The organism is Maribacter sp. ACAM166 (assembly GCF_005771495.1).
In the GTDB taxonomy this organism is placed as follows: domain Bacteria; phylum Bacteroidota; class Bacteroidia; order Flavobacteriales; family Flavobacteriaceae; genus Maribacter.
The window spans coordinates 23,306-49,033 of record NZ_VAUW01000033.1; the positions used below are offsets into that span (position 1 = coordinate 23,306).

The window sequence follows — 25,728 nt, forward strand, 5'->3', positions numbered from 1 at the left end:
GTTGGCTTTCCTATGATATAATCCTGAACTCTATTGTAGACTTGTTTATTAAGCGTTTATTAGTATTTAACACTTTATTTTACGGAATATCAATTTTTTTAATATAAAAATTGATATTCCGTAAAAATTAATTACATTCGTTTAATAAATGTATAAACAACATTTATTATTCATACATTTAAAATCAATTGACTAACTAATCAAAACTATTTATTTATGAAGAATTTATTGAAAATTTCTTTTTGTTGGTCTTCCAAGAAAGTTATTCTATTGGCTCTTACGTGTTTAGGTGCTATAAATGCATTTGGGCAGAACGTATCGGTTACAGGTGCCGTAAGTGATTCTCAGGGACAACCTATACCCGGGGTTAGCGTCGTGATTAAAGGAACCTCCACTGGAGTGGCTACGGATTTTGATGGCAACTTCACAATCAACGCCTCTCCTTCAAGCGTTTTGGTATATTCCTATATTGGCTTTCTTAAAAAGGAAGTTGTAATAGGCACACAGAGAACAATTAATGTTACTCTGGAGGAAGATGTATCTCAATTGGATGAAGTTGTGGTGGTAGGTTATGGGACCCAATCTAAAGAAGAAATCACAAGTTCTATTACCCGTGTATCTGTTGAGGATTTTAATAAGGGCTTTATAAATGATCCGCAACAGCTTTTACAAGGAAAGGTTGCCGGTTTAACTATTGCGAAGGCAGGAGGAAATCCTAATCAACCATTTTCAGTACGATTACGCGGGCTTTCTACTTTCGGAGCAAATTCTGAACCCTTGGTAATTATAGATGGGGTTATTGGCGGTTCTCTTAACAACATTGACCCCAATGATATTCAAAGTATAGATGTGTTAAAGGATGCCGCTGCTGGTGCTATTTATGGTACTAGGGGTAGTACTGGTGTGATTATCGTAACGACGAAATCCGGAACTGGTGAAAGTATTCCATCTTTCGAATATTCAGGGTATGCCGCGGTAGAAAGTATTTCCAATACTATCAGCGTAGCTTCTCGCGATGAGTTTTTGCAATACGGCGGTATAGATTACGGCTCCGATACCAACTGGATAGATGAAGCGTCTCGGGATGCCATAAGTACTGTTCACAATTTTGCATTTACTAATTCTGCGCCGGGAGGTCTTAGTTACAGAGCCTCTTTAAATTACAGAGATGTTGATGGAGTTATTGATGGTACAGGATTTAAACAAACAAATGCTAGAATAAATGTTACACAGCGCTTACTAAATGATAAATTAAAACTTACCGGTATTGCTTCGATTACGAATCGAGAATCCAATATTGGTTTTGCGCAATCGTTACGATATGCGCTTACTTTTAATCCTACTGCTCCTGTTTTTGAGAATAGATCGGCAGGAGAATTAGGAAGAAGTCCAAATTTATATGGAGGCTATTTTGAAACGGGGGTGCAGGATGTTTTCAATCCAGTTGCCACAAACGCTCAAAATTCAAACCTTGCTAAAGACTATAATTTTTTGGCTAATTTTAGTGCTGAATGGGAGGTGCTTAAGGGTTTGAAATTGGGGATAAATTATTCCTCGCAAGTAGATAACACAAATAGCGGGGTATTTCTCGCAAATGATGCTCTTTTGGGAGGAATTGGTTTAGGTGGAAGCGCCAGTCGTACCAATGCCGCAAATACCTCTGGACTTTTTGAATTTACAACTACCTATAATGGGGAATGGAATAATATTAAATATAATGTACTCGGAGGGTACTCATCTCAGTCTTTTGGCTTTGAAGGTTTTTCTGCCTTTAATACTGATTTCATTACAAACGGCGTAGGTTTTGATAATTTGGGACTCGGTTTGGGGATTCTAAATAACCAAGCAGGTCTTTCTTCCTTCCGGGAAGAAGCTAATTTGGAAGCTTATTTTGGTAGACTTAACCTGAATTTCAATAATAATACATTTTTGTCAACTAGCATACGGAGAGAGGCTTCTTCCAGATTTGGGGCTAATAATAGGTGGGGTACTTTTTGGGCAGTTAGTGGTGGATTTAATTTAGCATCCATGTTTGAATTGCCAAAAGTAAATCAATTAAAGTTCCGTGTTGGATATGGTGTTACCGGGAATGAACCGGGTCAACGATATTCATTTCTCGAGCGATTAGGAAGGGTGGGTTCCGGTTTTGTTAATGGAGAATTTATTCCGTCTATTGCTCCTGTTTCAAACCCTAATCCTGATTTAAAGTGGGAAGAAAAAGCAGAACTTAATATTGGTCTGGATTTTGCCTTTTTTGATTCTCGGCTTTCCGGTTCTATTGATTATTTTATAAGGAATACTTCAGATTTGTTAAACGTTGTACCCGTTCCAAGTCCACCAAATCTTTTTAACCAAACTTTGTTGAACCTTGGAGAATTGGAAACAAAAGGATTCGAAGCTCAAATCAATTACTCTGTTGTGAAAAATGAGAATTTTCAATGGGATTTTGGAGGTAATATTTCTACATTCGAATCTGTATTAGTGAAATTAAATAATACGGAGAATTCAGTGCAATTTAGAGGCAACTTAGGAGCTCCAGGATTAAACAACACATTAGTAGTACGAGTGGCAGAAGGAGAACCTATTGGCCAGATTCGCGCAGCTGTTTTTGCTGGTTATAATGACGAGGGTCTTACTCTAGTTCTGGATGAAAATGGAAACCCTACCACTGAAAGAAATTTAGATAGGGATGGGGTCGTTGTCGGGAATGGATTGCCGGATTTTACTTTGGGAATAAACAATAGTTTTCGGTACAAGGATTTTGATTTAAATTTCTTGTTACGTGGGGCATTTGGTCATTCTTTGGTTAATATTCCTCGAGCGTATTGGGAGCATCCTGGTGTAGCAGGAAGACAAAATATTGTAATAACTGAAAATTTTAATCCAAATGATTTGGAACAGGATGCCTATCACTCTGGTTATGTTGAAAAGGCAGATTTTCTACGATTGGATAATGCTACGCTTGGGTACACTTTAAAAATGCCGGATAACAATGTTCTGAAAGATATTAGGTTTTATATATCTGGAAACAACCTATTTACGATTACAAAGTATACAGGGTCTGATCCTGAAGTACGTTTTTCTGACCCTGGACCCATTACTGAAGGAAATACTGGTGCTGCGTTCGGAGGGGATATTTTAGTTCCCGGTATTGATCGTAGGGTTACCTATTTTCCCACACGCACGCTACTTTTAGGTGTAAACTTTAAACTATAAACTTACTTGTTATGAGAAAATATAATATAATTTTTGTTTGGGTCTTTATTTTACTTGGTTTTTCACTAATCCAATCCTGTGATGTAGAGGCAGAGGTGTTTTCGGAAATTACGCCAGATGAATTTTTTCAAAATGACCTACAAATAGCATCTGCAGCATCAGCGGCTTATACTCCTTTATACGGGTATTGGGGTCTTCATGAGCTATCTGACCTTCCTACAGACCAGTCAACGGTTCCTGTTCGTTCTAATAATGGTTGGGATGATGGCGGATTGTGGCCAAGGCTCATAGAACATGATTTTAACCAGAATGATTTTGTAGATGGTCCCTGGAATTTGTCATCAGGAGGCATAAGTGCGTGTAACCGCTTGATTGAAATTTTCACAGAAAGTGTTGGACCTGAATCTCCTGTAGTTTACGAGTTAAGAACACTTAGGGCATTTTATTTTTATATTTTACTGAGTAATTTTGGCAATATTCCTATTGAAACGAGTTTTGCTGAAGCTAATCCTTCTCCATCACAGGTTGAACCTCAAGTAGCTTTTGATTTTATTGAGGCCGAACTTTTGGCCTCAATTAATCAATTGAGTGAAGACAAAAATAACACCTATGCCAAAGTAAATAAGTGGGTGGGTTATACCATTTTAACACAATTATATTTAAATGCAGAGCGGATAACCGGCCTTCCCCATTGGGAGGAAGCATCCGATGCAGCAAATGTTGTAATCAATAGTGGTGCATATGATTTGGAATCGGGCTACTTCGCAAATTTTAAAACTAAAAATGAAGGTTCAAGAGAAAATATATTTGTGGTACCCTATGAAAGAAATATTGCAGGAGGTTTTGGGGTAAAAATGTCGTCATTACATCAGTCGGCTGCTGGAACATTCGATTTTTCTCCAACACCTTGGGGCGGATTTAGTATACAGGAGGATTTTTATAATTCATTTGAAGATAATGATAAGCGGAAAGGAATGTTCATTGTTGGACAACAGTATACTGTAGCCGCGGGACCCTCATATTCTGATGAACTAGGATTTTTCTATACTAATCCAAGCGAAGAATTAAAATTGACCAATTGTATAGAAGACTGGGATAACTACGGAACAGACCCTTCTTTACAGGCACAACTTGAAGAAGGCTGTAATATATTGATAACCCCAGATTATCAGGAAGTAGGTGGGCGCTATTTATACAGAAATGGAGCCAGATATGGCAAGTACGAGTATCAGATAGGGGAGGCATTTGACATCAGCACTGATTTCCCAATTTATAGATATGCTGGTGTAATGCTAATGCGAGCAGAGGCCCTTTGGCGCCTTGACAATGGGAATAGTGAAGCATTGATGCTAGTAAACCTTGTAAGGGAGAGAGCCGATGTAGATCCGTTAATCACTCTTTTGGAAGATGATATTTACTGGGAAGCTAAAAAAGAATTAGCAATGGAAAACCATGCCAGAGAAATTACCATAAGATTTGGTCATTGGGAAGACAATTGGTTTCTTAGGGATGGAAATAAAGAAGAGTTTAGGAGGATTTACCCTTTACCTCAAAGCCAACTTCAAGCCAATTCTAATTTGCAGCAGAACCCTGGATATTAGTTTGTTTAGTTAGTTTAGTTGGGAGGGTTTAAGTGGACTATTTTAGTATTTCATTTAAACCCTCCTTCTGTTTTAAAATTATATACGTAAGGTTTCTATTTGGATAAGACACTGGCTATTGAGGAGGATGTTTTGAGGTGAAGAATACAATATACTTTAAATATAATGCTGTAGAATAGAATTTATGATTGATATAAAGTATAGTTTGCTTTGCTTTACCCTGCTTTTAGTTTTTTCTTGTAAGGATAACTATATGACGGAGGCCGGAGCATTATTTGTTAATCTAGATGCTAAGTCTTTAGGGGTTCGTTTTGAAAACAACCTTTTGTACACGGAAGAATTCAATATCTATCTATACCGAGGTTTTTATAATGGAGCAGGAACGGCATTGGCCGATTTAAATAATGACGGCTTTCTGGATTTGTTTTTTTGCGGTAATATGGAAGACAACGCTATGTATCTTGGTGACGGTGCTTTTAATTTTAAGGATGTTACTCAAATAGCAGGTGTGGGAAGTCCGAATGCCTGGTCTACTGGAGTAAGTATAGTTGACATAAATCAAGATGGCTGGCTGGATATTTATATTTGTAAAAGCGGAAATCCAAATGATTTAAATAGACGAAATGAACTGTTTATAAATATGGGCACCGATGCGAACGGGGTACCTTTATTTAAGGAATCTGCTGCGGCGTATGGAATTGATGTTCTTGCTTTTTCCATTCATGCTGTTTTTTTTGATTATGACAAGGACGGCGACTTAGATATGTATATATCTAATAATTCAATTAATCCTACAGATTTGATAATGGATGCCAAAAATGGAATTCGTAATTTAAAAGATCCTGGTGGAGGGGATAAATTGTTTAGAAATGATGATAATTTTTTTATTGATGTTACCGATGAAGCCGGAATATACAGTAGTGAAATAGGGTTTGGTTTGGGTATTGCCGTTGGTGATGTAAACCTTGACGGATGGCCCGATATCTATGTAGCCAACGATTTTTTTGAGAAAGATTATTTCTATTTGAATAACAAGGATGGAACGTTTACAGAATCTATAGATAGTTTTACCTCTGAACTTAGTTTGGGATCCATGGGTGTAGATATCGCCGATTTGAATAATGATGGTTATCCGGAGATATTTGTTACTGAAATGCTTCCGGCCAATGAGTCAAGATTAAAGACCAAGACCCTGTTCGATACATGGGATAAATACTCATTAAAAGTCAAAAATGGTTATCACAGGCAATTTCCTAGAAATACGCTACAGCTGAATAACGGTCCCGTAAATGAACATGGGAATATTTCTTTCAGCGAAATTTCAAGATATTCAGGAGTAGCGGCAACGGATTGGAGTTGGGGAGTTCAAATAGTAGATTTTGATTTAGATGGTACCAAAGAGATATTTGTCACTAATGGAATTGTGAAGGATTTATTAGATCAGGATTATATCGACTTCTATGCAAATCCATCCAGAATTAGCAGTATTTTAAAGGAAAAAGGGGTAGTTATTAAAGAATTAATAGATCTGATACCATCAGAACCTATAGCCAATTTTATGTTTAAGCAGGATAATAATTTAATCTTTGGCAATGTTGCTTCCCAATGGGGTATAGACCAGGATGGTTTTTCAAGTGGTGCAGCTTACGGCGATATTGATAATGACGGGGATTTGGATTTGGTGGTAAGTAATATTAATGGGTCTCCATTTATTTATAAAAATACCGCAAAAAATAAAGACAATCATTTTGTCACACTTCATGTAAAGAATAAACAAGGTAATACCGCCATTGGTGCAAAAGCCACTCTTAGTGTTAATGGTAACCATTATTATCAGGAACTCTTTCCTATGAGAGGGGTCATGTCGGTAGTTGATGAGCGTATGAATTTTGGTTTGGGGACTAACACCAAAATAGATTCTTTAGAGTTAATATGGCCTGATGGGAGTCGCTTGCTGGAAAGAAATATCCCTGTTGATACCTTTTTAACTTTCAAACAGCAGGAAGTCCATAACCCATCACTTGTTGATGAGATTCAAGCACATAAACCCCTTTTTTCAGAAGCCACAGATGTATTCAACATACATCATGCGCATCAGGAAAACGATTTTGTAGATTTTGATAAAGATAGACTGCTCTACCAAATGATTTCCAATGAGGGTCCCAAAATAGCTGTTGGCGATATCAATGGAGATAGAAAAGATGACTTTTATATTGGGGGATCAAAAAATCAACCTGGCACCTTGTATGTGCAAACTAATCAGGGATTTAAATCTACCAATAGTACTGTTTTTAAGCAGGAAGGGTCGTCGGAAGATATCAGAAGCATTTTTGTGGATGTCGATAATGATAATGATCTGGATTTGATGGTAAGCAGCGGAGGATATGAATTTTCTGCGAGCGCCTACGCTCTTACAGATAGACTGTATTTGAATGATGGCTCGGGGAATTTTTCCCGTTCACCTCAAACCTTTTTTAGCGGAAGTCTATCCAGCACTTCTGTGATTGTCCATTCCGATTTTGATGGGGATGGATATCAGGATTTGTTTTTTGGGGGCAGGGTAGTTCCTTTGAAGTACGGGTTACCGGTCTCCAGTAAATTGATGAGGAATGAGGGCAGTGGTGTTTTTCGTGATGTTACAGAACAGTATGCAAAGGAGTTATTGGACAGTGGTATGGTGACAGATGCTGTCTGGATTGACTATGATAATGATATGGACGAAGATTTGGTGCTAGTCGGCGAATATATGCCTATACGTGTCTTTAGAAACAATCAGGGGAAATTCGCAGAAGTTACCGCAGAAGTTGGCTTGGAGAATACCCATGGCTTTTGGAATTCAATTCAAAAAAAGGATTTAGATGGAAATGGTTGGGATGATCTTGTCATTGGAAATATAGGTCAAAATACATTTTTTAAGGCTTCACCTTCTAGACCTGTTCAAATGTATGTAAATGATTTTGATCAAAATGGAAGTATTGAACAGGTCATAACTAGATATATGGAAGATAAGGCATATCCTTTTGCCATGAAAAAAGGAATAACAGCTCAAATGCCCTATTTGCTTAAAAAGTATTTGAAACATGAAGATTATAAGGAGCAAACGGTAGAAGATATATTTTCAAAAGAAGAACTACAAAACGCCCTTCTTTACAATGTTTATGAAAATCGGACCGTAGTGTTGTGGAATAATAACGGCGTATTTGATTTAAAGCCATTACCTCTATCTGCTCAACTTGCTCCAGTTTACTCTATTTATGCGGATGATTTTGACAATGATGGCCTAGTAGATTTATTACTAGGGGGTAATCAGTTTAATGCTAAACCTCAGACAGGTATTTATGCAGCAAATTTTGGAACTGTTTTGATGTCAGTTGGAAACAGGGAATTTGAAACATTAAACAGCTTGGAATCAGGAATTAATATTCAGGGACAGATAAGGGATATTAAATCAATATCTATTAAGGGAAAAAAGTATCTTTTAATAGCAGTGAATAACGATAAATTGAGATTATATGAAGTCAAAACCCATTAAAATTTTTAAAATATTTTTGTTTTTAGGTACACTATTATCAATAGTGTTTTTCTCTTCTTGTTCCAGAAAAATCACATTGGATGAGTATGTTACGAAAGAATTGGAAAAAAACATTCGGCAGGATAGTTTAATTTATGGTGTGCATTTTGGTATGACCGGCGAAGAATTTCAAAGGTATTGTACAGGAATGAACCAAAAAAAAATATTTATGCCAAATCCAAGTGGCACAAATGTCAGATTGGAGATTTCTAATGGGTTCGGCACCCCAGTATATTTAAACTTTTTTCCAGTTTTAATAGGGAAAAGCCCTATAAGAAAGGTAAATGCCTCTTTGAAATATAAAAAATTTTCCTATTACGAGGAAAAACATAAAATAGAAATTCTGGTTAATCAAGCTATTACCTATTTTGAAGAGGGATACGGCGGCAACAGATTTTTTAGTATTCCACATGAAAATAAATTATTAAAATTCATGTATGTAAAGATTGACGGTAATCGAAAAATACTTCTTAAGCCAACTTTTGAAGGGCAAGAATTAGAAATAGAATTTGAAGACTTAAGTAATGGTAAGGATAGTATAAAGGAATGATATTTTTGAATATAAAAACATGATAAAGTATAAGGAAATTAGAAGTTGTAACATTGTCTATTTGAGATGTCAAATATTAGTATTGTTGACTTTGGCTTTCTCCATAATATCCTCATGTACTTTTTCCGAAAAAAATGAAAAGGAACCCTTGTTTATTGCTTTGGGACCAGACCAGACCCACATTGATTTTCAGAATACTTTGACATCGACCAACGAGTTCAATATTTATAAATATAGAAATTTTTATAACGGGGGGGGAGTTGGTTTGGGAGACATAAACAATGACGGCCTTTTAGATATATATCTAACGGGCAATATGGTGCCAAATAAGCTCTACCTTAATAAGGGTGATTTTGTGTTTGACGATATCACAAATCAGGCACAAATTGCAGGAAAGAGAGCTTGGTCTACCGGAGTGTCTATGGTAGATATCAATGGAGATAGTTGGTTGGATATTTATGTGTGCAACTCAGGTGATGTTAAAGGGGACAATAAACAAAATGAATTTTTTATTAATAATGGTGATGGTACTTTTAGTGAAAAGGCAGAAGAAATGGGACTTGCAAATCGTGGGTTCTCTACGCATGCAGCCTTTTTTGATTATGACAAAGATGGTGATTTGGATGTGTATCTTTTAAATAACTCGTATCAATCAATAGGTAGTTTTAACTTAAGAAAAAATGAACGACCGATTAGAGATAAGCTTGGAGGAGATAAGTTATTACGTAATGATGGAGGCCGGTTCATTGATGTAAGTGAACAGGCAGGTATTTATGGCAGTGTTATAGGTTTTGGTCTTGGTGTTTCTGTGAGTGATTTGGATAAGGATGGATGGATGGATTTGTATATATCCAATGATTTTTTTGAACGTGATTATATTTATATGAATAACGGGGATGGTACTTTTCGTGAGGAATTGGAAAAGCAGATGCGTTCGATAAGTGTAGCTTCCATGGGATCTGACATTGCTGATATTTCAGGTGATGGCTATCCAGACGTGTTTGTTACAGAAATGCTTCCGGAAGGAGACGAGCGGTTCAAAACCACAATGACTTTTGAGAATTGGGACAAATACCAATACAATTTAGAGAACGGGTATTATCATCAGTTTACCCGTAATATGCTACACATACACAATGGCCCTATTCCCGATAAGGGGGTTACGTTTAGTGAAGTAGGCAGGTTGGCGAAGGTGGAGGCTACCGATTGGAGTTGGGGTGCCTTATTAACCGATTTGGACAATGATGGATTTAAGGATATATATATTACCAATGGAATTGCCCAAGATATTTTAAATCAAGATTATCTGAATTATGTGGCCAATGAAGAAGTTGTACGTGCAGTCACAAGAGACAGAGGAGTAGATTTTAAGCAATTAATTGATATTATCCCCACCAATAGAATTCCAAATTACGTGTACTCGGGGACCCCTGATTTAATCTTTAATGATAAGACCAAAGAATGGGGTCTTGACACTCCAAGTCATTCCAATGGGGCCGCATATGGTGATCTTGATAACGATGGCGACCTTGATTTGGTGGTAAATAATGTCAATATGCCTCTTTTTGTTTACCAGAATCAAACCGATATAGCAAGTAGTAAGAATAATTTTTTAAAAGTAGTTCTGAAGGGAAATGATGGCAATACAACTGCTATAGGAGCCAAAGTGACCCTTAAGGATGAAGGTAAGTTATTTTATCAAGAACAGAGTCCCAACCGTGGATTTCAATCTTCAGTAGACAATAGGCTTAATTTCGGATTAGGAGGTTTGGAGATTATTGACAGCTTAATTGTTGACTGGTATTACGGCAAGCAAACCATTCTTACCGATGTGGCAGCTAATCAGACTCTTGTACTTCGAGAAATCGAAGCCACCACCGCACCCACGGGGTGCAAAAATAATACAGTAAATAGAATTTTTAATGAAGTGTCTCAATTACAAGGTATTGGGTACGCTCATAAAGAAAATGTATACAGCGATTTCGATCGGGATAGACTCCTCTATCATATGAAATCTACAGAGGGACCAAGAATGAGCATCACTGATGTAAATGGTGATGGTTTGGAAGATTTTTATATTGGAGGCGCAAAAGATAGTCCGGGAGCGCTTTTTATTCAAACTCATGAAGGAAGCTTTAAAAGTACTAATGAAAGTCTATTAGAAAAAGATAAAGGAAGTGAAGATTTACAATGTTTATTTTTTGATGCAGATGGGGACGGGGATCAGGATTTATATGTTACCAGCGGTGGTAATGAGTTTTCCTCAGGAGCTTTTGCTTTAGTAGACCGACTCTATTTAAATGATGGTTTTGGAAATTTCTCCAAATCGGGTCAGCTCTTGCCGGGCGGCACTCCTGAAAGTTCCTCAACAGTTATTAGTGCCGATATTGATTCGGATGGACATCTAGATCTTTTTGTAGGCATCCGTTTAAAATCTGGCGAGTTAGGTGTTCCTCAAAATGGGTATATCCTGAAAAATGACGGTAATGGAAATTTCACCAATAGTACTGGGACCATAGCTCCAGAGCTAATGAATATAGGCATGATAACCGATGCCGTTTGGAGTGATTATGATTCCGATGGGGATGATGATTTGATTATTGTAGGAGAATGGATGGCAATTAGGGTATTCAATAATGCTAATGGTATGTTCAAAGAAGTGACATCGAACGTGGGCCTTACTGATACGCATGGGTGGTGGAACCGCATCGAAGCGGCGGATTTAGATGGTGATGGTGATATGGACTACGTGGCGGGAAATCATGGATTGAATTCTCGATTTAGGGCCAGTTTAGAAAAACCATTAACCCGTTACACTAATGATTTTGATCAAAATGGATCTGTAGAACAGATTATATCAAGTTATAATGGGGACAAATCATACCCTTTAGTCTTAAGGCATGATTTGGTTATGCAATTGCCGAGCCTTAAAAAGAAGTATTTAAAATATGAATCGTACAAAGGCCAGACTATTGACGACATTTTCACAAAAGAAGAGCTGGAAGATGCTCTTATTGAGGAAGTTACAATGCTTGAAAGTGTGATTTTATGGAACATGGGCAATGGGGCGTTTAAAATAGAGGCTTTGCCCAATGAGGCTCAACTTTCACCCGTATATGCTCTTTTGATTGAGGATATAGACAATGATGGACTCAAAGATATGGTGTTGGGTGGAAATTTATACAACGTAAAACCAGAGGTTGGTAGGTATGATGCAAGCCACGGAACAGTTTTAAAAGGTCTTGGGAAAGGCAAGTTTAAAGTTATACCTACAAAGGAAAGCGGATTGTTCTTGGAGGGCGAAATAAGGGATTTTCAATTAATCGAAATTGTCGGGCAAAAAATACTATTGGTAGCCAGAAACAATAGGGCGATGCAGTTTTTTAAATTTTAAGTAGAGAGTCGATGATATGAAAAGAGTTCATTACATAATAAAAATAGCTTTTCTAGCAATTGGATTAGTATTTCAATTGTCTTGTGATGGTAATTTGGATAACACAAAGTTATTCAAAATGCGCACTCCAAACCAAACAGGAATTTCGTTTAGGAATGATATTGTTGAAACAAAAGAGTTTAATATTCTGGAATACCTGTATATGTATAACGGAGGTGGGGTTTCAATTGGTGACATAAATAATGACGGACTTCCCGATATATATTTAACTGCAAATCAGCAGATAAATCGATTATACCTTAACAAAGGAAATTTTAAATTTGAAGAAATTACAGAAAAAGCAGGAGTAGGTGGAAAATCTGGAAATCAAAATTGGACTACAGGAACGGTTATGGTAGATGTCAATAATGATGGTTGGCTAGATATTTATGTATGTCAGATATATGGCTATAAAGGGCTTACCGGAAATAATAAACTCTACATCAACAATCAAAATGGAACCTTTACCGAAAGTGCTGCTGTCTACGGATTACAGGCTAATAGTTATGCCCAGCATGCTGCATTTCTTGACTATGATAATGATGGAGATTTGGATATGTACCTGCTTAATCTTGCTGTTCACACGCCTGATTCTTATAAGAATGCAGCACTTAGAAAGGTTAGGGACACAATGACGGGCGATCGTTTATATCAAAATAGAGAGGGTGAATTTGTTGATGTGAGCGATGAAGCAGGAATTTTTGGAGGCTCTATGGGCTATGGTTTGGCTGTGGGGATTTCAGACATTAACAATGACGGCTATTCGGATATATATATATCAAATGACTTTCATGAAAATGATTATTTGTACTACAATCAGGGTGATGGAACATTTATAGAGGCCAATACCCTTTCCATGGGCCATAACTCCACTTTTGCAATGGGAAATGATATTGGTGACTTCAATAATGATGGTTGGCAGGATGTAATTACCTTGGATATGAAACCTAATGATGAAAAAATTCTTAAAACGTTGGTATCTGTTGATCCCTATGATATCTATCAATTAAAACTTAACTACGGGTATCACTTTCAATACCCCAGAAATATGCTTCAGTTAAATAATGGTAATTTGTATGATACGATTACCAGTTTTAGTGAAATCGGTGAATACAGCGGTGTAACAAGTACAGATTGGAGTTGGTCTGCGTTGTTTGCTGACTTTGATTTGGACGGAAAAAAGGACTTATTTGTTTCCAATGGAATTCCCCACAGACCCAATGATTTAGACTTTATAAATTATACTTCCAATACGAATCAAAAAGAGCTTAGTTCTTTGGACCTTATTTCCTCTATTCCTCATGGAAAAGCAAGGAATGTAGCCTTTAAAAATTTGGGTGTCAAGTTTGAGGATGTTTCAGAAGATTGGGGATTGAATCAGGAAGGGTTTTCTAATGGAGTTGCCTACGCCGATCTTGATAACGATGGCGATTTGGATTTGGTGGTCAATAACTTAAATGAAGTCGCAAACCTTTATGAAAATACAATTTCCGAGAGACAGCCTTATAATTATTTAAAAATAGAATTTAGGGGACCATCTAAAAACACCAAAGGTATTGGCGCCAAAGTAACCCTAGAGGTTGCAGGAATCTTGCAGATGCAAGAATTAAATCCAACTAGAGGCTGGCTATCTTCTATGGACTATAATTTAATTTTTGGTTTGGGGGAGTACAAAACGGGTGTAAAACTAAAGGTATTCTGGAATGATGGTAAAGAACAAATTATAGATAACTTGAAATCCAATCAAACAATTACTTTAGATTATGCGGAAGCAGTTGTTCCAGAAACGAAAGCTCCAATAGCAAAAAGGAATAAAGTTTTTTATGATGTAAGTAATAAAAGTGGTATTGACTTTAAACATGCAGAAAATAATTTTAATGATTTTAAATATGAAACTTTAATTCCCAGAATGGTTTCCAGAGAAGGACCCAAAATTGCTATTGGCGATTTGAACAATGATGGTTTAGACGATTTTTATATTGGCGGGGCAAAGAATCAGGAAGGCGAATTATATATACAACAAGACAATAATGAAAAATTCTTTAAAAAAATCAGATCGAATGATTTTTTTAAAGACAGGGCAAGTGAGGATGTAGGTTCGGTTTTTTTAGATGTCGATAATGATGGGGATTTAGATTTATATGTCGTAAGTGGAGGCGGAGAACCCTTTCAGGATTTCACAAAAGTCGATAGACTTTATTTAAACGATGGAAAGGGTAATTTCACAAAAACAACTACCCACCCACAATTGGCCTTTAACGGATCATGTGCAGTAAGTGGTGATTTCAATGAGGACGGTTTCGCAGATATTTTCATTGGTGCACGTTCTATCCCCGGTTCCTATGGTACTTATACCAGAAGCAGAATACTTCTTGGGGATGGCAAAGGAAACCTTATTGATTTAACGGCACGTATTTTTGGAAAATATATTAATCTGGGGATGGTCACAGATGCTGCTTGGTTACCAAAAAGTCGGGAATTAATTATAGTTGGAGATTGGATGCCGGTGACCATTCTTGATTTCAAAAATCTTCCGTTGGAAGAAAATAAAATAGAAAACAGCTCGGGTTGGTGGAATACTATTCATGCCGCCGACTTGGACAACGACGGGGATTTAGATCTGGTTTTGGGTAACTTGGGACATAACACAAATTTAAGTGCATCTGTTGATTATCCTGTGAATTTATACATAAAAGACTTCGATAATAATCAAAGCATTGACCCAATAATGAGCTACTATAAGAACGGTATTGAATACCCTTTTTATGGTTTGGAAGAAATGTCCAAGCAATTAATTGCCATGAAGAAGGTCTATCCTTCTTATGAGCTATATGCCAATAGCAGTTTCTCAGACTTATTTCCTAAAGACGAACTAAAAGGAGCGGGACGTCTACAAGCGTTTACATTTGCATCCTACTATTTTGAGAATAATAATGCAGGTAGATTTATTGCAAAGGAATTACCATGGCAACTTCAAGTGGCACCACTATACAGTTTTGCTACAGGTGATTTTAACGAAGATGGAGCAATGGATATACTGACAGGTGGAAATTTTTATAGTAATCAGGTTAATATTGGAAAGCTAGACGCTTCTTTTGGACATTTTCTTTCCGGAAACGGAAAGCTTCAATTCAAAAACAAAGAACCAAGAGATTCAGGGTTTTATATACAAGGTGAAGTAAGGGATATAAAAGTAATTAAGGGCCCAAAAGGAGAAAATTTTATTCTGGTGAGCAGAAATAATGAAGGGGTAAAACTATTTACTTATTTCACAGAAAACTAAGAATTAGGACTAATGAATTTTTCTATTGATTGAAAGAATTAATCTTATTTTTTCACTGGAAAGACGGTAATTTAAGTAGTAACTAAAAGAAGTGTAAATTTAAACCTAGTATTATGAAAAGTATAAATTTTAAAAGTGTTGTTATTAAATGGAAGATATATATGTTATATAAAGAATACGGTGCGTTAGCTCAAAAAAATTCTAGGCAAATCTACCAATCATATAATCTTTTGTCGGGATTAATTATTGTAATGTTTCTTTCATTTCAAACACATGCACAGAATACTAAACAGGATTACCCCATTAAACCGATACCCTTTACAAGTGTTAAAATAGTCGATAACTTTTGGCAGCAGCGTTTGGAAACGAATCGGGAAGTTACCGTTCCGTTCACATTTAAAAAAAGCGAGGAAACGGGGAGAATAAGTAATTTTGAGAAGGCAGGTGGAATTACAGAAGGAGAATTTGAAGGTACTTTTTTTAACGATTCTGATGTATTCAAAATTATTGAAGGGGCCAGTTATTCATTACAAGCTAATCCTGATGAAAAGCTAGAACAGTTTTTGGATGATTTAATTTTTAAAATTGCGGCTGCGCAAGAAGATGATGGCTATTTGTATACGAACAGAACTATTGATCCTACGAAAGCAGCCGATGAAGGAGGAAAAGAGCGATGGACCAACCTGGAAACTTATCATGAACTGTATAATGTTGGTCATTTGTACGAAGGTGCTGTTGCACACTATGAAGCAACTGGGAAACGCAATTTATTAGATGTTGCAATAAAGAATGCCGATTTAGTAGCAAGTGTTTTCGGTTCAGGAAAAAATATGGGAGTTCCGGGACATCAGGAAATTGAAATAGGATTAATTAAACTGTACCGTGTTACCAAAGACAATAAATACCTAGATTTAGCGAAATTTTTTATTGACCAACGCGGAAATAAAGAAAGTCATGAGTTATTTGGCACCTATTCTCAGGACCATGCACCCTTTGTAGAACAGAATAAGGCCGTAGGGCATTCCGTAAGAGCGGGCTATTTTTATGCCGGAGCTACTGATATTGCTGCTATTTTAGGTACTGATGAGTACAAAGAGCCATTACATGATATATGGGATAATATTGTTCACACCAAAACCTATTTAACAGGAGGTATTGGTGCAGAACGACAACATGAAGGTTTTGGACCTGATTATGAACTACCCAATGCCACCGCTTACACAGAAACTTGTGCTGCTATCTCCATGATGTTTTGGAACCATAGACTTTTTCTTTTGGAAGGAGATGTGAAGTACATGGATGTATTTGAAAGAACCTTATATAACGGTTTTCTCGCTGGGGTATCTTTTCAGGGAGATACATTCTTTTACCCCAATCCATTAGAATCAGATGGCATTTATAAATTTAATCAAGGGGTATGTGGCCGTTCACCATGGTTTAACACGTCTTGCTGTCCTGTTAATGTAGTGCGATTATTACCATCTTTACCAGGTTATATTTATGCAGCCAAGGGAGAGGAAGTATATATTAACCTATTTATCGGAAATGAGGCCGAATTGGATGTAAACGGAAAAAAATTGTTGATCAATCAAAAGACAAATTACCCTTGGGACGGGGATGTTGCATTTTCCTTTAATAATAACAAGGGGGTTGATGCACAATTTAAAATAAGAGTACCAGGTTGGGTTCGGGGAGAAGTATTGCCAGGAGATTTATATAGCTATTTAGACAAAAAGGAACTCGGTGTAAAACTGACGGTGAACGGAAAGGAACAAAACATAGCCATTTCTAACGGCTACATTGATTTGAACAAAAGACTATGGAAAAAGGGAGATTCTATTGAGATCCATTTTGACATGGAAGCAAGAAAAGTGGTAAGCAATGAAAAAGTAGAGGCCAATACCGGTAAAATAGCCTTTGAAAGGGGTCCATTGGTATATTGTGCAGAAGAGGTGGACAATCCTAGCGGGGTACTTTCCCTTTTGGTTCCGAAAGAAACCACTTTGGATTACACATTCAATCAATCCTTACTAAACGGAATTGGAGAGATTAAAGGTGAAACCTTGAAAGGTAATATTAAAGGGAGCTTTACTGCCATTCCTTATTTCGCTTGGGCACATCGTAAAATGGGAGAAATGGCCGTTTGGATAAATTCAAAATAGTAAATGGATCAAAATATCGGTAAATAAGTTTAATAAATGTCACATGAGAAAATTTCAAATTTTATTTATGGTTTGCGGTATATTATTTTCCTGTAAACAACAAGAAACAGGCGATAATATAGCAGATAGCGAGTCTAGTAAGATAACTTCTAATTATGTAACAAGTAAGGCTCCGTTAAAAGAATCATCTTATTTGGAATTGCCTTTGGGCACTATCAAACCAGACGGATGGTTAAAAGAGCAATTACGGAGGATGGCCGACGGAATGACGGGTAATTTGGATGAAATTTATCCGGAGGTGGTAGGACCTCGTAATGGTTGGCTTGGCGGCGATGGTGACGGTTGGGAGCGGGGACCCTATTGGATTGATGGACTTTTGCCACTTGCCTATATATTGGATGATTCCGAATTAAAGGCAAAAGCACAAATGTGGGTAAACTGGACTATAAACAATCAAACCGAAGACGGTTATATTGGACCAATTCCTTTCGAAGAGGAACCAGACTATGAACAAGGGCTTCAGAGGGGCCAGCGAACTGATTGGTGGCCCAAAATGGTCATGTTGAAAATATTAAAGCAATATTATAACGCTACAGGTGACCAACGTGTAATTGAAACACTGACCAAATATTTTAAATATCAATTACAGGAACTTCCAACCACACCCTTGGATAAATTGACCCTCTGGGCAAATAGAAGGGGCGGAGACAACTTGCAAGTGGTATATTGGCTGTATAATATTACAGGCGATGAGTTCCTGTTAGATTTGGGGGATATAATTCAAGAGCAGACATTTCCATGGACCACTATTTTTTCTAATGAAGAAAATTATTATGATCCAACCGAGGTATGGTATTATGATAAATTGAAGAGCTATCCCTTTGATTCTACCGAAATAAATAATCTTACAGTCTCAAAAATTGGTGGTCTTCATACTGTTAATTTCGCACAAGGTCTTAAAGAACCAATAGTGGCTTACCAAAAAGATCAAGATCCAAAACATTTAGTTGCTGTTAAAAAAGCGCTTAAAGATATTAAAAAGTATCACGGTCAAGCGCAAGGAATGTATGGTGGAGACGAACCTCTTCACGGGGCGAACCCGATACAGGGAGTGGAGTTTTGTTCAATATCTGAAGAGATGTTTTCCTTGGAGACCATGATAAAAATTACGGGGGACATGGAGTTTGCTGATTTATTGGAGAAGATTACCTATAACGCATTGCCGACGCAGGCGTCCGATGATTATAGTTCTAGACAGTATTTCCAGGCAGCAAATCAAATAGAGATTAGTGACCGTATGGATGTCTCTTTTCAGAGCAATGGGCATAAAGGCACTGATTTCGTCTTCGGCACGGTCTCGGGCTATCCTTGTTGCACTACCAATATGCACCAATCATGGCCAAAGTTTGTTCAGAACTTGTTTTATGCTACTCCCGATGGTGGTGTGGCTGCTCTGCAATATGCTCCAAGCTCTGTTACACTGAAGGTTGCGGATAACATCGAATTACAAATTAAGGAAACCACTGGGTTTCCATTTAGGGAAACCGTGAATTTTGAGTTTGGACTAAAAGAAAACACAAGTTTTCCATTTCATTTACGTATTCCATCTTGGGCAAAAGGAGCGTTCATTACCATCAACGGAGAAAAAGCGGAAACTAATATCAAAGACCAAGTGGCCATATTGTATAGAGAATGGGAAAATGGTGATAACATCGTTTTAAACCTTCCTATGGAAATTATTACTTCAAAATGGTATGAGTTATCGACGGCCGTAGAAAGAGGACCATTAGTATATGCCCTAAAAGTTGTAGCTGAGGAAAAATCAAAGGATAGAGGCGATGGGTATAAAGAATTTACAGAGGTGTTCCCAAAAGAGCCTTGGAATTTTGGATTGATACAAAAGGAATTGGATAATATTCCGAATTCTGTAGAGGTTGTGGAAAATTCATGGGATGGCAGCTATCCTTGGAATCTAGAAAATGCCCCCATTACCTTAAAAATGAAAGGTTTGAAAGTGCCCGAATGGAAAGCGGTGAGCGGAATTCCTTATTTCCCGAGTTTTTGGGGCAAATATTCAGGAGATACCACGGGCAACATTCAAGAAATCAGCTTGGTTCCTTATGGTTGCACCACATTAAGGATTTCCCAGTTTCCAACGTATACTATCAATTAATTAACCATAAATATGGATTTTAGAAAAAGGAGGAAGACTGCGGGATTATTGGCATTTTGTCTATTTTTTCTCAACTGTGGCGAGAAATCTTCCAAATCTGCAGAAGTACTGCACCAAGTTACGGAAGAACATCTTGAGGCGGTACTGTTCAATGAGGTAAGCTTGGAGGATAAATTTTGGAAACCAAGGTTAAAGATTCAGGCGGATACCCTGGTACCTTTTGCATTGGACAAGACAATGCCAGCCGTTGAAAATTTAGAAAAGACAGCTAAATTTTTAAAAGGAGATACTACGGATTTACCTTTTCCACATCGTTATATTGCTTCGGACCTTTATAAAGTGATGGAAGGGGCCGCACTATCCTTAATGGAAAATCCAAATAAAGAATTGGAAAAACGTCTGGATGGGATTATAGATATCATAGGGAATGCGCAGCAAGAAGATGGCTACTTATACGAGGCCCACATTACCGGGGTTTCAAAAGACCATGACCATTGGGGCGGAGGCGGGATGGGGGACAAACCGTACTCCTATGTGCTTCACAGTCACGAACTTTACAATATGGGGCACATGTACGAAGCGGCAATTGCATATTACCGGTCAACTGGAAAAGATACGTGGTTAAAAATTGCCGAGAAAAATGCACAGCATATCAACAAGGTTTTTTTCTTAGGAGATTCCAACTATAATGATGGTAAACCTGTTAATCAAGCACCAGGGCACCAAGAATTAGAAATTGCCTTAGTAAAACTTAATCATGCTACAGGTAAACAGTTGTATTTGGACATGGCAAAAAAGTTTTTGGATATTCGTGGCAAAACCTTTATTCCGGAAGGCGAAGGTGTAATGGCACCGACCTACGCCCAACAGCATTTACCGGTATCTGAGCAGACAACAGCGGTCGGGCATGCCGTAAGGGCCGCATATATGTACGCAGCAATGGCTGATGTAGGGGCTTTGACCAATAATAAGGAGTATGACCACGCACTAAATAGTATATGGCAGAACATTGTGGATACCAGAATGCATATTACAGGAGGTTTGGGCGCCATTCATGGTATCGAAGGTTTTGGTGCGGAATATGAGCTGCCCAACAAGGAAGCCTATAATGAAACATGCGCCGCTGTGGGTAACGTACTTTTCAATCATAGAATGTTCTTGGAACATAGAGATGCCAAATATATGGATGTGGCGGAGGTGGCCCTGTTCAATAATTCCTTGGCAGGAATGAACCTGAACGGCAATCGTTTCTTTTATGTAAATCCCTTGGAATCCGATGGTACAACTCCTTTTAACCAAGGAAAAGCAGGACGCGCCCCATGGTTCGGCACGGCCTGCTGTCCATCTAATCTCGCTAGATTATTACCACAGGTCAGTGGTATGATGTATGCCCACACTGACGATGATATTTATGTGACCTTGTATGCTAGCAATCATACGGAAATTGCGTTAAAGGATGGTAAGGTCAACTTGCATCAAACATCAAATTATCCCTTTGAGGGTAATGTCACGCTGGAATTGAACCCAGAAAAGAAGCAAGAATTCACGCTGAGGTTACGAATTCCAACTTGGGCCCAAGACAAATTTGTTCCTGGATTGCTATACAGCTATACCGAACCGAACAAACAGGGATTTTCCCTTAAGGTAAATGGGAAATCCGAACCCATAATCATGGAGAAGGGCTTTGCTACTATTAATAGAACGTGGGCACCAAAGGATTTGGTAGAACTTAAACTTCCCATGCCTGTAAAGTTCAACCAGGCCATAGAGCAGGTCCAAGCCGACCGAAATCGAATAGCGGTCACAAGGGGACCTTTGGTGTATTGTGCCGAAGGGGTTGATAACTCAGGAAGTGTACAACGTTTTTTTATTGATCAACTACCAACCTCCCAAAGCATGCAGACTGAGACCATGTCCGATGGATTAATGAATAATATCACTGAAATATCCTTGCCCGTAAAGTCAAATGAAGGAAATATGGTGATGGAAGAAAAAATGACCTTGATTCCCTATTATGCGTGGAACAATCGCGGTGATTCATCAATGATTGTTTGGTTTCCAAAAGACATAAAAAAACCATAAAAGCATATAACCATTCACATTTATAGATTTAGTGATCAATGGTCCCATTGATTTTAAACCTTAATTCTATTGAAGTGTAAAGTTAGTGCCATTGGTCTCCGATGTTTGGTTTTGGTTTTACTTGGAAAAGATAAAGTATCATGACAAAGAATTAACTTGATTATGGGACACAGTAGATTTAAAATATAAATGAGGGAGAGGATTTCAAATCCTTTATGGAGATGAGTTAATTTACCAATCTAATGTCTTTACAAAAGTTCAAATAAAAATTTAAAAGTAATGTTGAAATATCCCAAAGCAGTCGCTATAATGTGTATAACGTTGAGTATAATTGCATGTGATGATAGAGATGAGGTGGAATCACCGGTTCTATCTTTTCAAGATTATGCCCATTATTTTTCACAATTCAATGAAAAGGATGATGAGCTTTACAAACAGTACGTAACAAACGCCGAAGTTATTCCATTTTTGGAAAAGAACATTCCTTTATTGGATATTCCCGATAGCATCATCCAAAAAACCTATTATTTCAGGTGGTGGACCTTCAGAAAGCACATTAAACAGACCCCGAACGGGTTTGTGATTACGGAGTTTCTTCCTGAGGTGCCTTGGTCTGGAAAGTACAATACCATCAATTGCCCCGCAGCATATCATATTTTTGAAGGCCGTTGGTTAAGAGATGATATTTATATAAAAGACTATATCAATTATTGGCTCAATGAGGCTGATAATGTGCGTAAATATAGTTTTTGGGTCTCCAATGCCACTTGGGCGTTTGGCAAGGTGCATAATGATACTGCTTTTTTAAAAAAACAATTTCCCTTACTTATTGATAACTACAGTGCTTGGGAGAAAGAACGCCGCGATGGCTCTAATCGTTTATTTTGGCAAAATGATAATATGGACGGGATGGAACTAAGCTCTGGAGGTAGGATTATTAATAATGGTGAAGAAAAATTTTCTTCCTTGGCGGCAAGGCCCACAATCAACAGTTATATGTATGCTGATGCTAAGGCTATTGCAGAGTTAGCCACTTTTTTTGATTATTCAAGTTTGACTCAGACATATCAGGACAAGGCGAAGCAAATTAAGGAACTAGTAGAAAACAGGCTTTGGAACGATTCGTTGAATTTTTTTACCATTCTTCCCCGAGATTACTCCGATAAGGATAAGCCTATAAATATACGCGAACTGATTGGATACACTCCTTGGTATTTTAATTTACCGGAAGATGATTCCAAATATGTCAAAGCATGGGAAAAAGTGTTGGATACTAATGCATTTGCAGCCCCTTATGGCCTTACAACGGTTGAGCGGTCACATCCGTATTTTCAAATAAAGTATGAAGGGCATGAATGCCAATGGAACGGTCCGTCATGGCCTTTTGCAACTACTCAGACCTTAAAAAGTTTTTCCAACTTTTTGAACAACTATAAGTTCAATGGCAGTCTTTCAAAAAACGATTATTTCCAACTACTGAAACAGTATGCTGCAGCGCATCAAATAACTTGGGAGAACGGCGATACGCAAATGTGGATTGATGAGAATATAAATCCGTTTTCAGGCGATTGGATTTCGCGCACCCGTTTAAAAACATGGGAAAATGGCACATGGTCTGAAGAAAAAGGTGGAGAAGAAAGGGGTAAGGACTATAATCATTCGGGCTTTTGTGATTTAGTCATAAACGACTTAATTGGCTTCAAACCCCAAATGGACGGAAGTATTGTAATCAAACCCTTAGTACCAGATAGCTGGGATTGGTTTTGTTTAGATAGGATAAATTATCATGGAAAAGAGCTGACAATTATATGGGATAAGAATGGAACAAAATACAATAGGGGTATTGGTTTTCAGATTATTTACAACGGTAAGCAGATTCATACCTCAAATGGGATTGAGTTGATTAAATTAAAAATTTAATCAAACTAGTGGAATTCTTGTACCGTTCTATTTTTTCAAAGGGCTTGCTTGATTTTGAGGTTTATAATGAAAATTAAAGCGCGGTTTAATGAATTTCTTTTTGTTCTTGAAGGGTACTATATGATTGATTAGTTCGTGACAGTCATCTGTTGAGAAAATTCAAGATTTTGGTTTCCCCGTTTTGTTTGTTGTTTCCATTGTGTTGGAAAAGGAAGGCTTCATCATTGAAGTAAATATTCAAAAATTTAAATAAATGATTAAAATTATTTTAAAATGAAACATTATTTAAATATTCACACGATGCTCAAGGGTTTTTTCTTCATTACAGTTCTAATGCTATCATTAATGTCTTGCGGGGTTACAAAGGAAAAATTAGACAAAACTGTTTCTGATGAGGTAATGCAGAAAATTTATGAAGAGATTAAAACACCATATAAATATGGTATTGTATTTCAGCACCCGGACACTACTAAAATGATAGACTCGCCAACCATTTTTCGAGAGAATGATACTTGGTTTATGACTTACATTATCTATGATGGCCAAGGGTATGAAACTTGGCTAGCTCTAAGTGCAGACCTGCTTAATTGGGAATCAAAAGGTAAAATATTGTCGTTCACAGAAAACACGTGGGACGCTAATCAAAAAGCAGGATATGTTGCACTCGTAGACATAGATTGGGGAGGTGATTATTCAGTAGAGAAATACCAAGGTAACTATTGGATGACCTATCTAGGTGGAAGCACAATAGGATATGAGGCCGGGACTTTAAAAATAGGTTTGGCCAATACCACTACTTTAACTAAAGTACATGAATGGAATACAAAGAATACACCTCTCTTATCTCCAGAAGATAAAGATGTAAGAAGCTTTGAAAATAAAACAATATACAAAAGTTTGGTTTTTCGTGATACCGAAAAACATACTGGATATCCATTTATTATGTACTATAATGCGAAAGGGGAAGGTGATTACGAAAGTATTGGAATGGCCGTCTCCAACGATATGAAAGTTTGGAAACGTTACGGAAAAAACCCTGTTATTACTAGAGAGAACGGTATTTGCGGAGATGCACAAATCACAAAGATTGGTGATGTTTATGTTATGTTTTATTTTGGTGCATTTTGGAAACCAGGCGGTTTTGAACGATTTGCTACTTCTTATGATTTAATAAACTGGACAGATTGGACAGGAGAGGACCTTGTGGCTCCTTCAGAAGAGTATGATAAAACTTATGCTCACAAACCTTGGGTAATAAAGTGGGATGGAGTTGTTTATCACTTTTATAATGCTGTGGGTTCGGAAGGTAGAGTGATAGCGTTAGCAACATCACACGACAAGAGAAATGGTGATAAATAAATATAGTAAACGGGGTTGTTCCGAGTGTAATTTTAGATTTTAATTCATTATTAGTGTAAATACTGTCCGGTTAAAAGGTTTACTAACTTATCTACCGGTTCTATAACTGCAATCGGTTACGTGCTATGCTTTATTTATAACCAATCCTGTCCTAAACGTTTTCAAGAATGAATAACTTTACTGTTTTCATTGACCTAAAGCTACCGTTTTGGTTTTTTTCAGAATAGAACCCCCTGTACGATATTTTGTTTAGGCGGCGGATGGTCTTGAAAAGGGTGGTCGAGCCATTTTTGGAGGTCTACCTTAACAAAAAGGTTGAGTCTTATAAAAGCGACCAGATTTGATAAGTACCATTTGTATTTTGCCATAGCTTTCAGT

11 protein-coding genes are annotated in these 25,728 nt (G+C 37.4%); all 11 read left to right on the forward strand.

Annotated elements, in window-relative coordinates:
* The first annotated feature begins 216 nt into the window (after window positions 1–216).
* The 11 genes from ES765_RS16980 (at window position 217) to ES765_RS17030 (ending at window position 25,350) form a co-directional block, all read left to right on the forward strand.
* The gene (locus tag ES765_RS16980) at window positions 217–3,216 is read left to right on the forward strand and encodes a SusC/RagA family TonB-linked outer membrane protein (protein ID WP_138115541.1); all 3,000 of its coding nucleotides are present in this window, start codon (window positions 217–219) and stop codon (window positions 3,214–3,216) included.
* An 11-nt stretch (window positions 3,217–3,227) separates the two neighbouring features.
* Window positions 3,228–4,817 (forward strand): RagB/SusD family nutrient uptake outer membrane protein, encoded by a 1,590-nt coding sequence (locus tag ES765_RS16985; RefSeq protein ID WP_138115542.1) that lies wholly within the window; start codon window positions 3,228–3,230, stop codon window positions 4,815–4,817.
* A gap of 184 nt (window positions 4,818–5,001) precedes the next feature.
* The gene (locus tag ES765_RS16990; protein ID WP_138115543.1) at window positions 5,002–8,349 is read left to right on the forward strand and encodes a VCBS repeat-containing protein; all 3,348 of its coding nucleotides are present in this window, start codon (window positions 5,002–5,004) and stop codon (window positions 8,347–8,349) included.
* Window positions 8,330–8,938 carry a hypothetical protein gene (locus tag ES765_RS16995; RefSeq protein WP_138115544.1) on the forward strand — a complete coding sequence of 203 codons (609 nt, stop codon included), beginning with the start codon at window positions 8,330–8,332 and terminating at the stop codon, window positions 8,936–8,938. Before ES765_RS16990 ends, ES765_RS16995 begins: the two co-directional genes overlap by 20 nt.
* 19 nt (window positions 8,939–8,957) lie before the next feature.
* On the forward strand, window positions 8,958–12,332 hold the full coding sequence (locus ES765_RS17000; protein WP_171017343.1) for a VCBS repeat-containing protein: 3,375 nt from the start codon (window positions 8,958–8,960) through the stop codon (window positions 12,330–12,332).
* Window positions 12,333–12,348: 16 nt separating this feature from the next.
* On the forward strand, window positions 12,349–15,654 hold the full coding sequence (locus ES765_RS17005) for a VCBS repeat-containing protein (protein ID WP_138115545.1): 3,306 nt from the start codon (window positions 12,349–12,351) through the stop codon (window positions 15,652–15,654).
* 113 nt (window positions 15,655–15,767) lie between these two features.
* Window positions 15,768–17,816, forward strand: coding sequence for a glycoside hydrolase family 127 protein (locus ES765_RS17010; protein WP_138115546.1), 2,049 nt, complete (start codon window positions 15,768–15,770; stop codon window positions 17,814–17,816).
* A gap of 43 nt (window positions 17,817–17,859) precedes the next feature.
* Window positions 17,860–19,989, forward strand: a complete 2,130-nt coding sequence (locus ES765_RS17015; RefSeq protein WP_212744254.1) for a beta-L-arabinofuranosidase domain-containing protein — start codon at window positions 17,860–17,862, stop codon at window positions 19,987–19,989.
* Between the two features lie 12 nt (window positions 19,990–20,001).
* Window positions 20,002–22,071: a glycoside hydrolase family 127 protein gene (locus tag ES765_RS17020; protein WP_138115547.1), complete on the forward strand. Its 2,070-nt coding sequence runs from the start codon at window positions 20,002–20,004 to the stop codon at window positions 22,069–22,071.
* A 279-nt stretch (window positions 22,072–22,350) separates the two neighbouring features.
* A complete protein-coding gene (locus ES765_RS17025; protein ID WP_212744255.1) occupies window positions 22,351–23,991 on the forward strand; it encodes an MGH1-like glycoside hydrolase domain-containing protein in 1,641 nt (546 codons plus the stop codon).
* A 273-nt stretch (window positions 23,992–24,264) separates the two neighbouring features.
* The gene (locus tag ES765_RS17030) at window positions 24,265–25,350 is read left to right on the forward strand and encodes a glycosylase (protein ID WP_249356559.1); all 1,086 of its coding nucleotides are present in this window, start codon (window positions 24,265–24,267) and stop codon (window positions 25,348–25,350) included.
* Window positions 25,351–25,728: the final 378 nt, after the last annotated feature.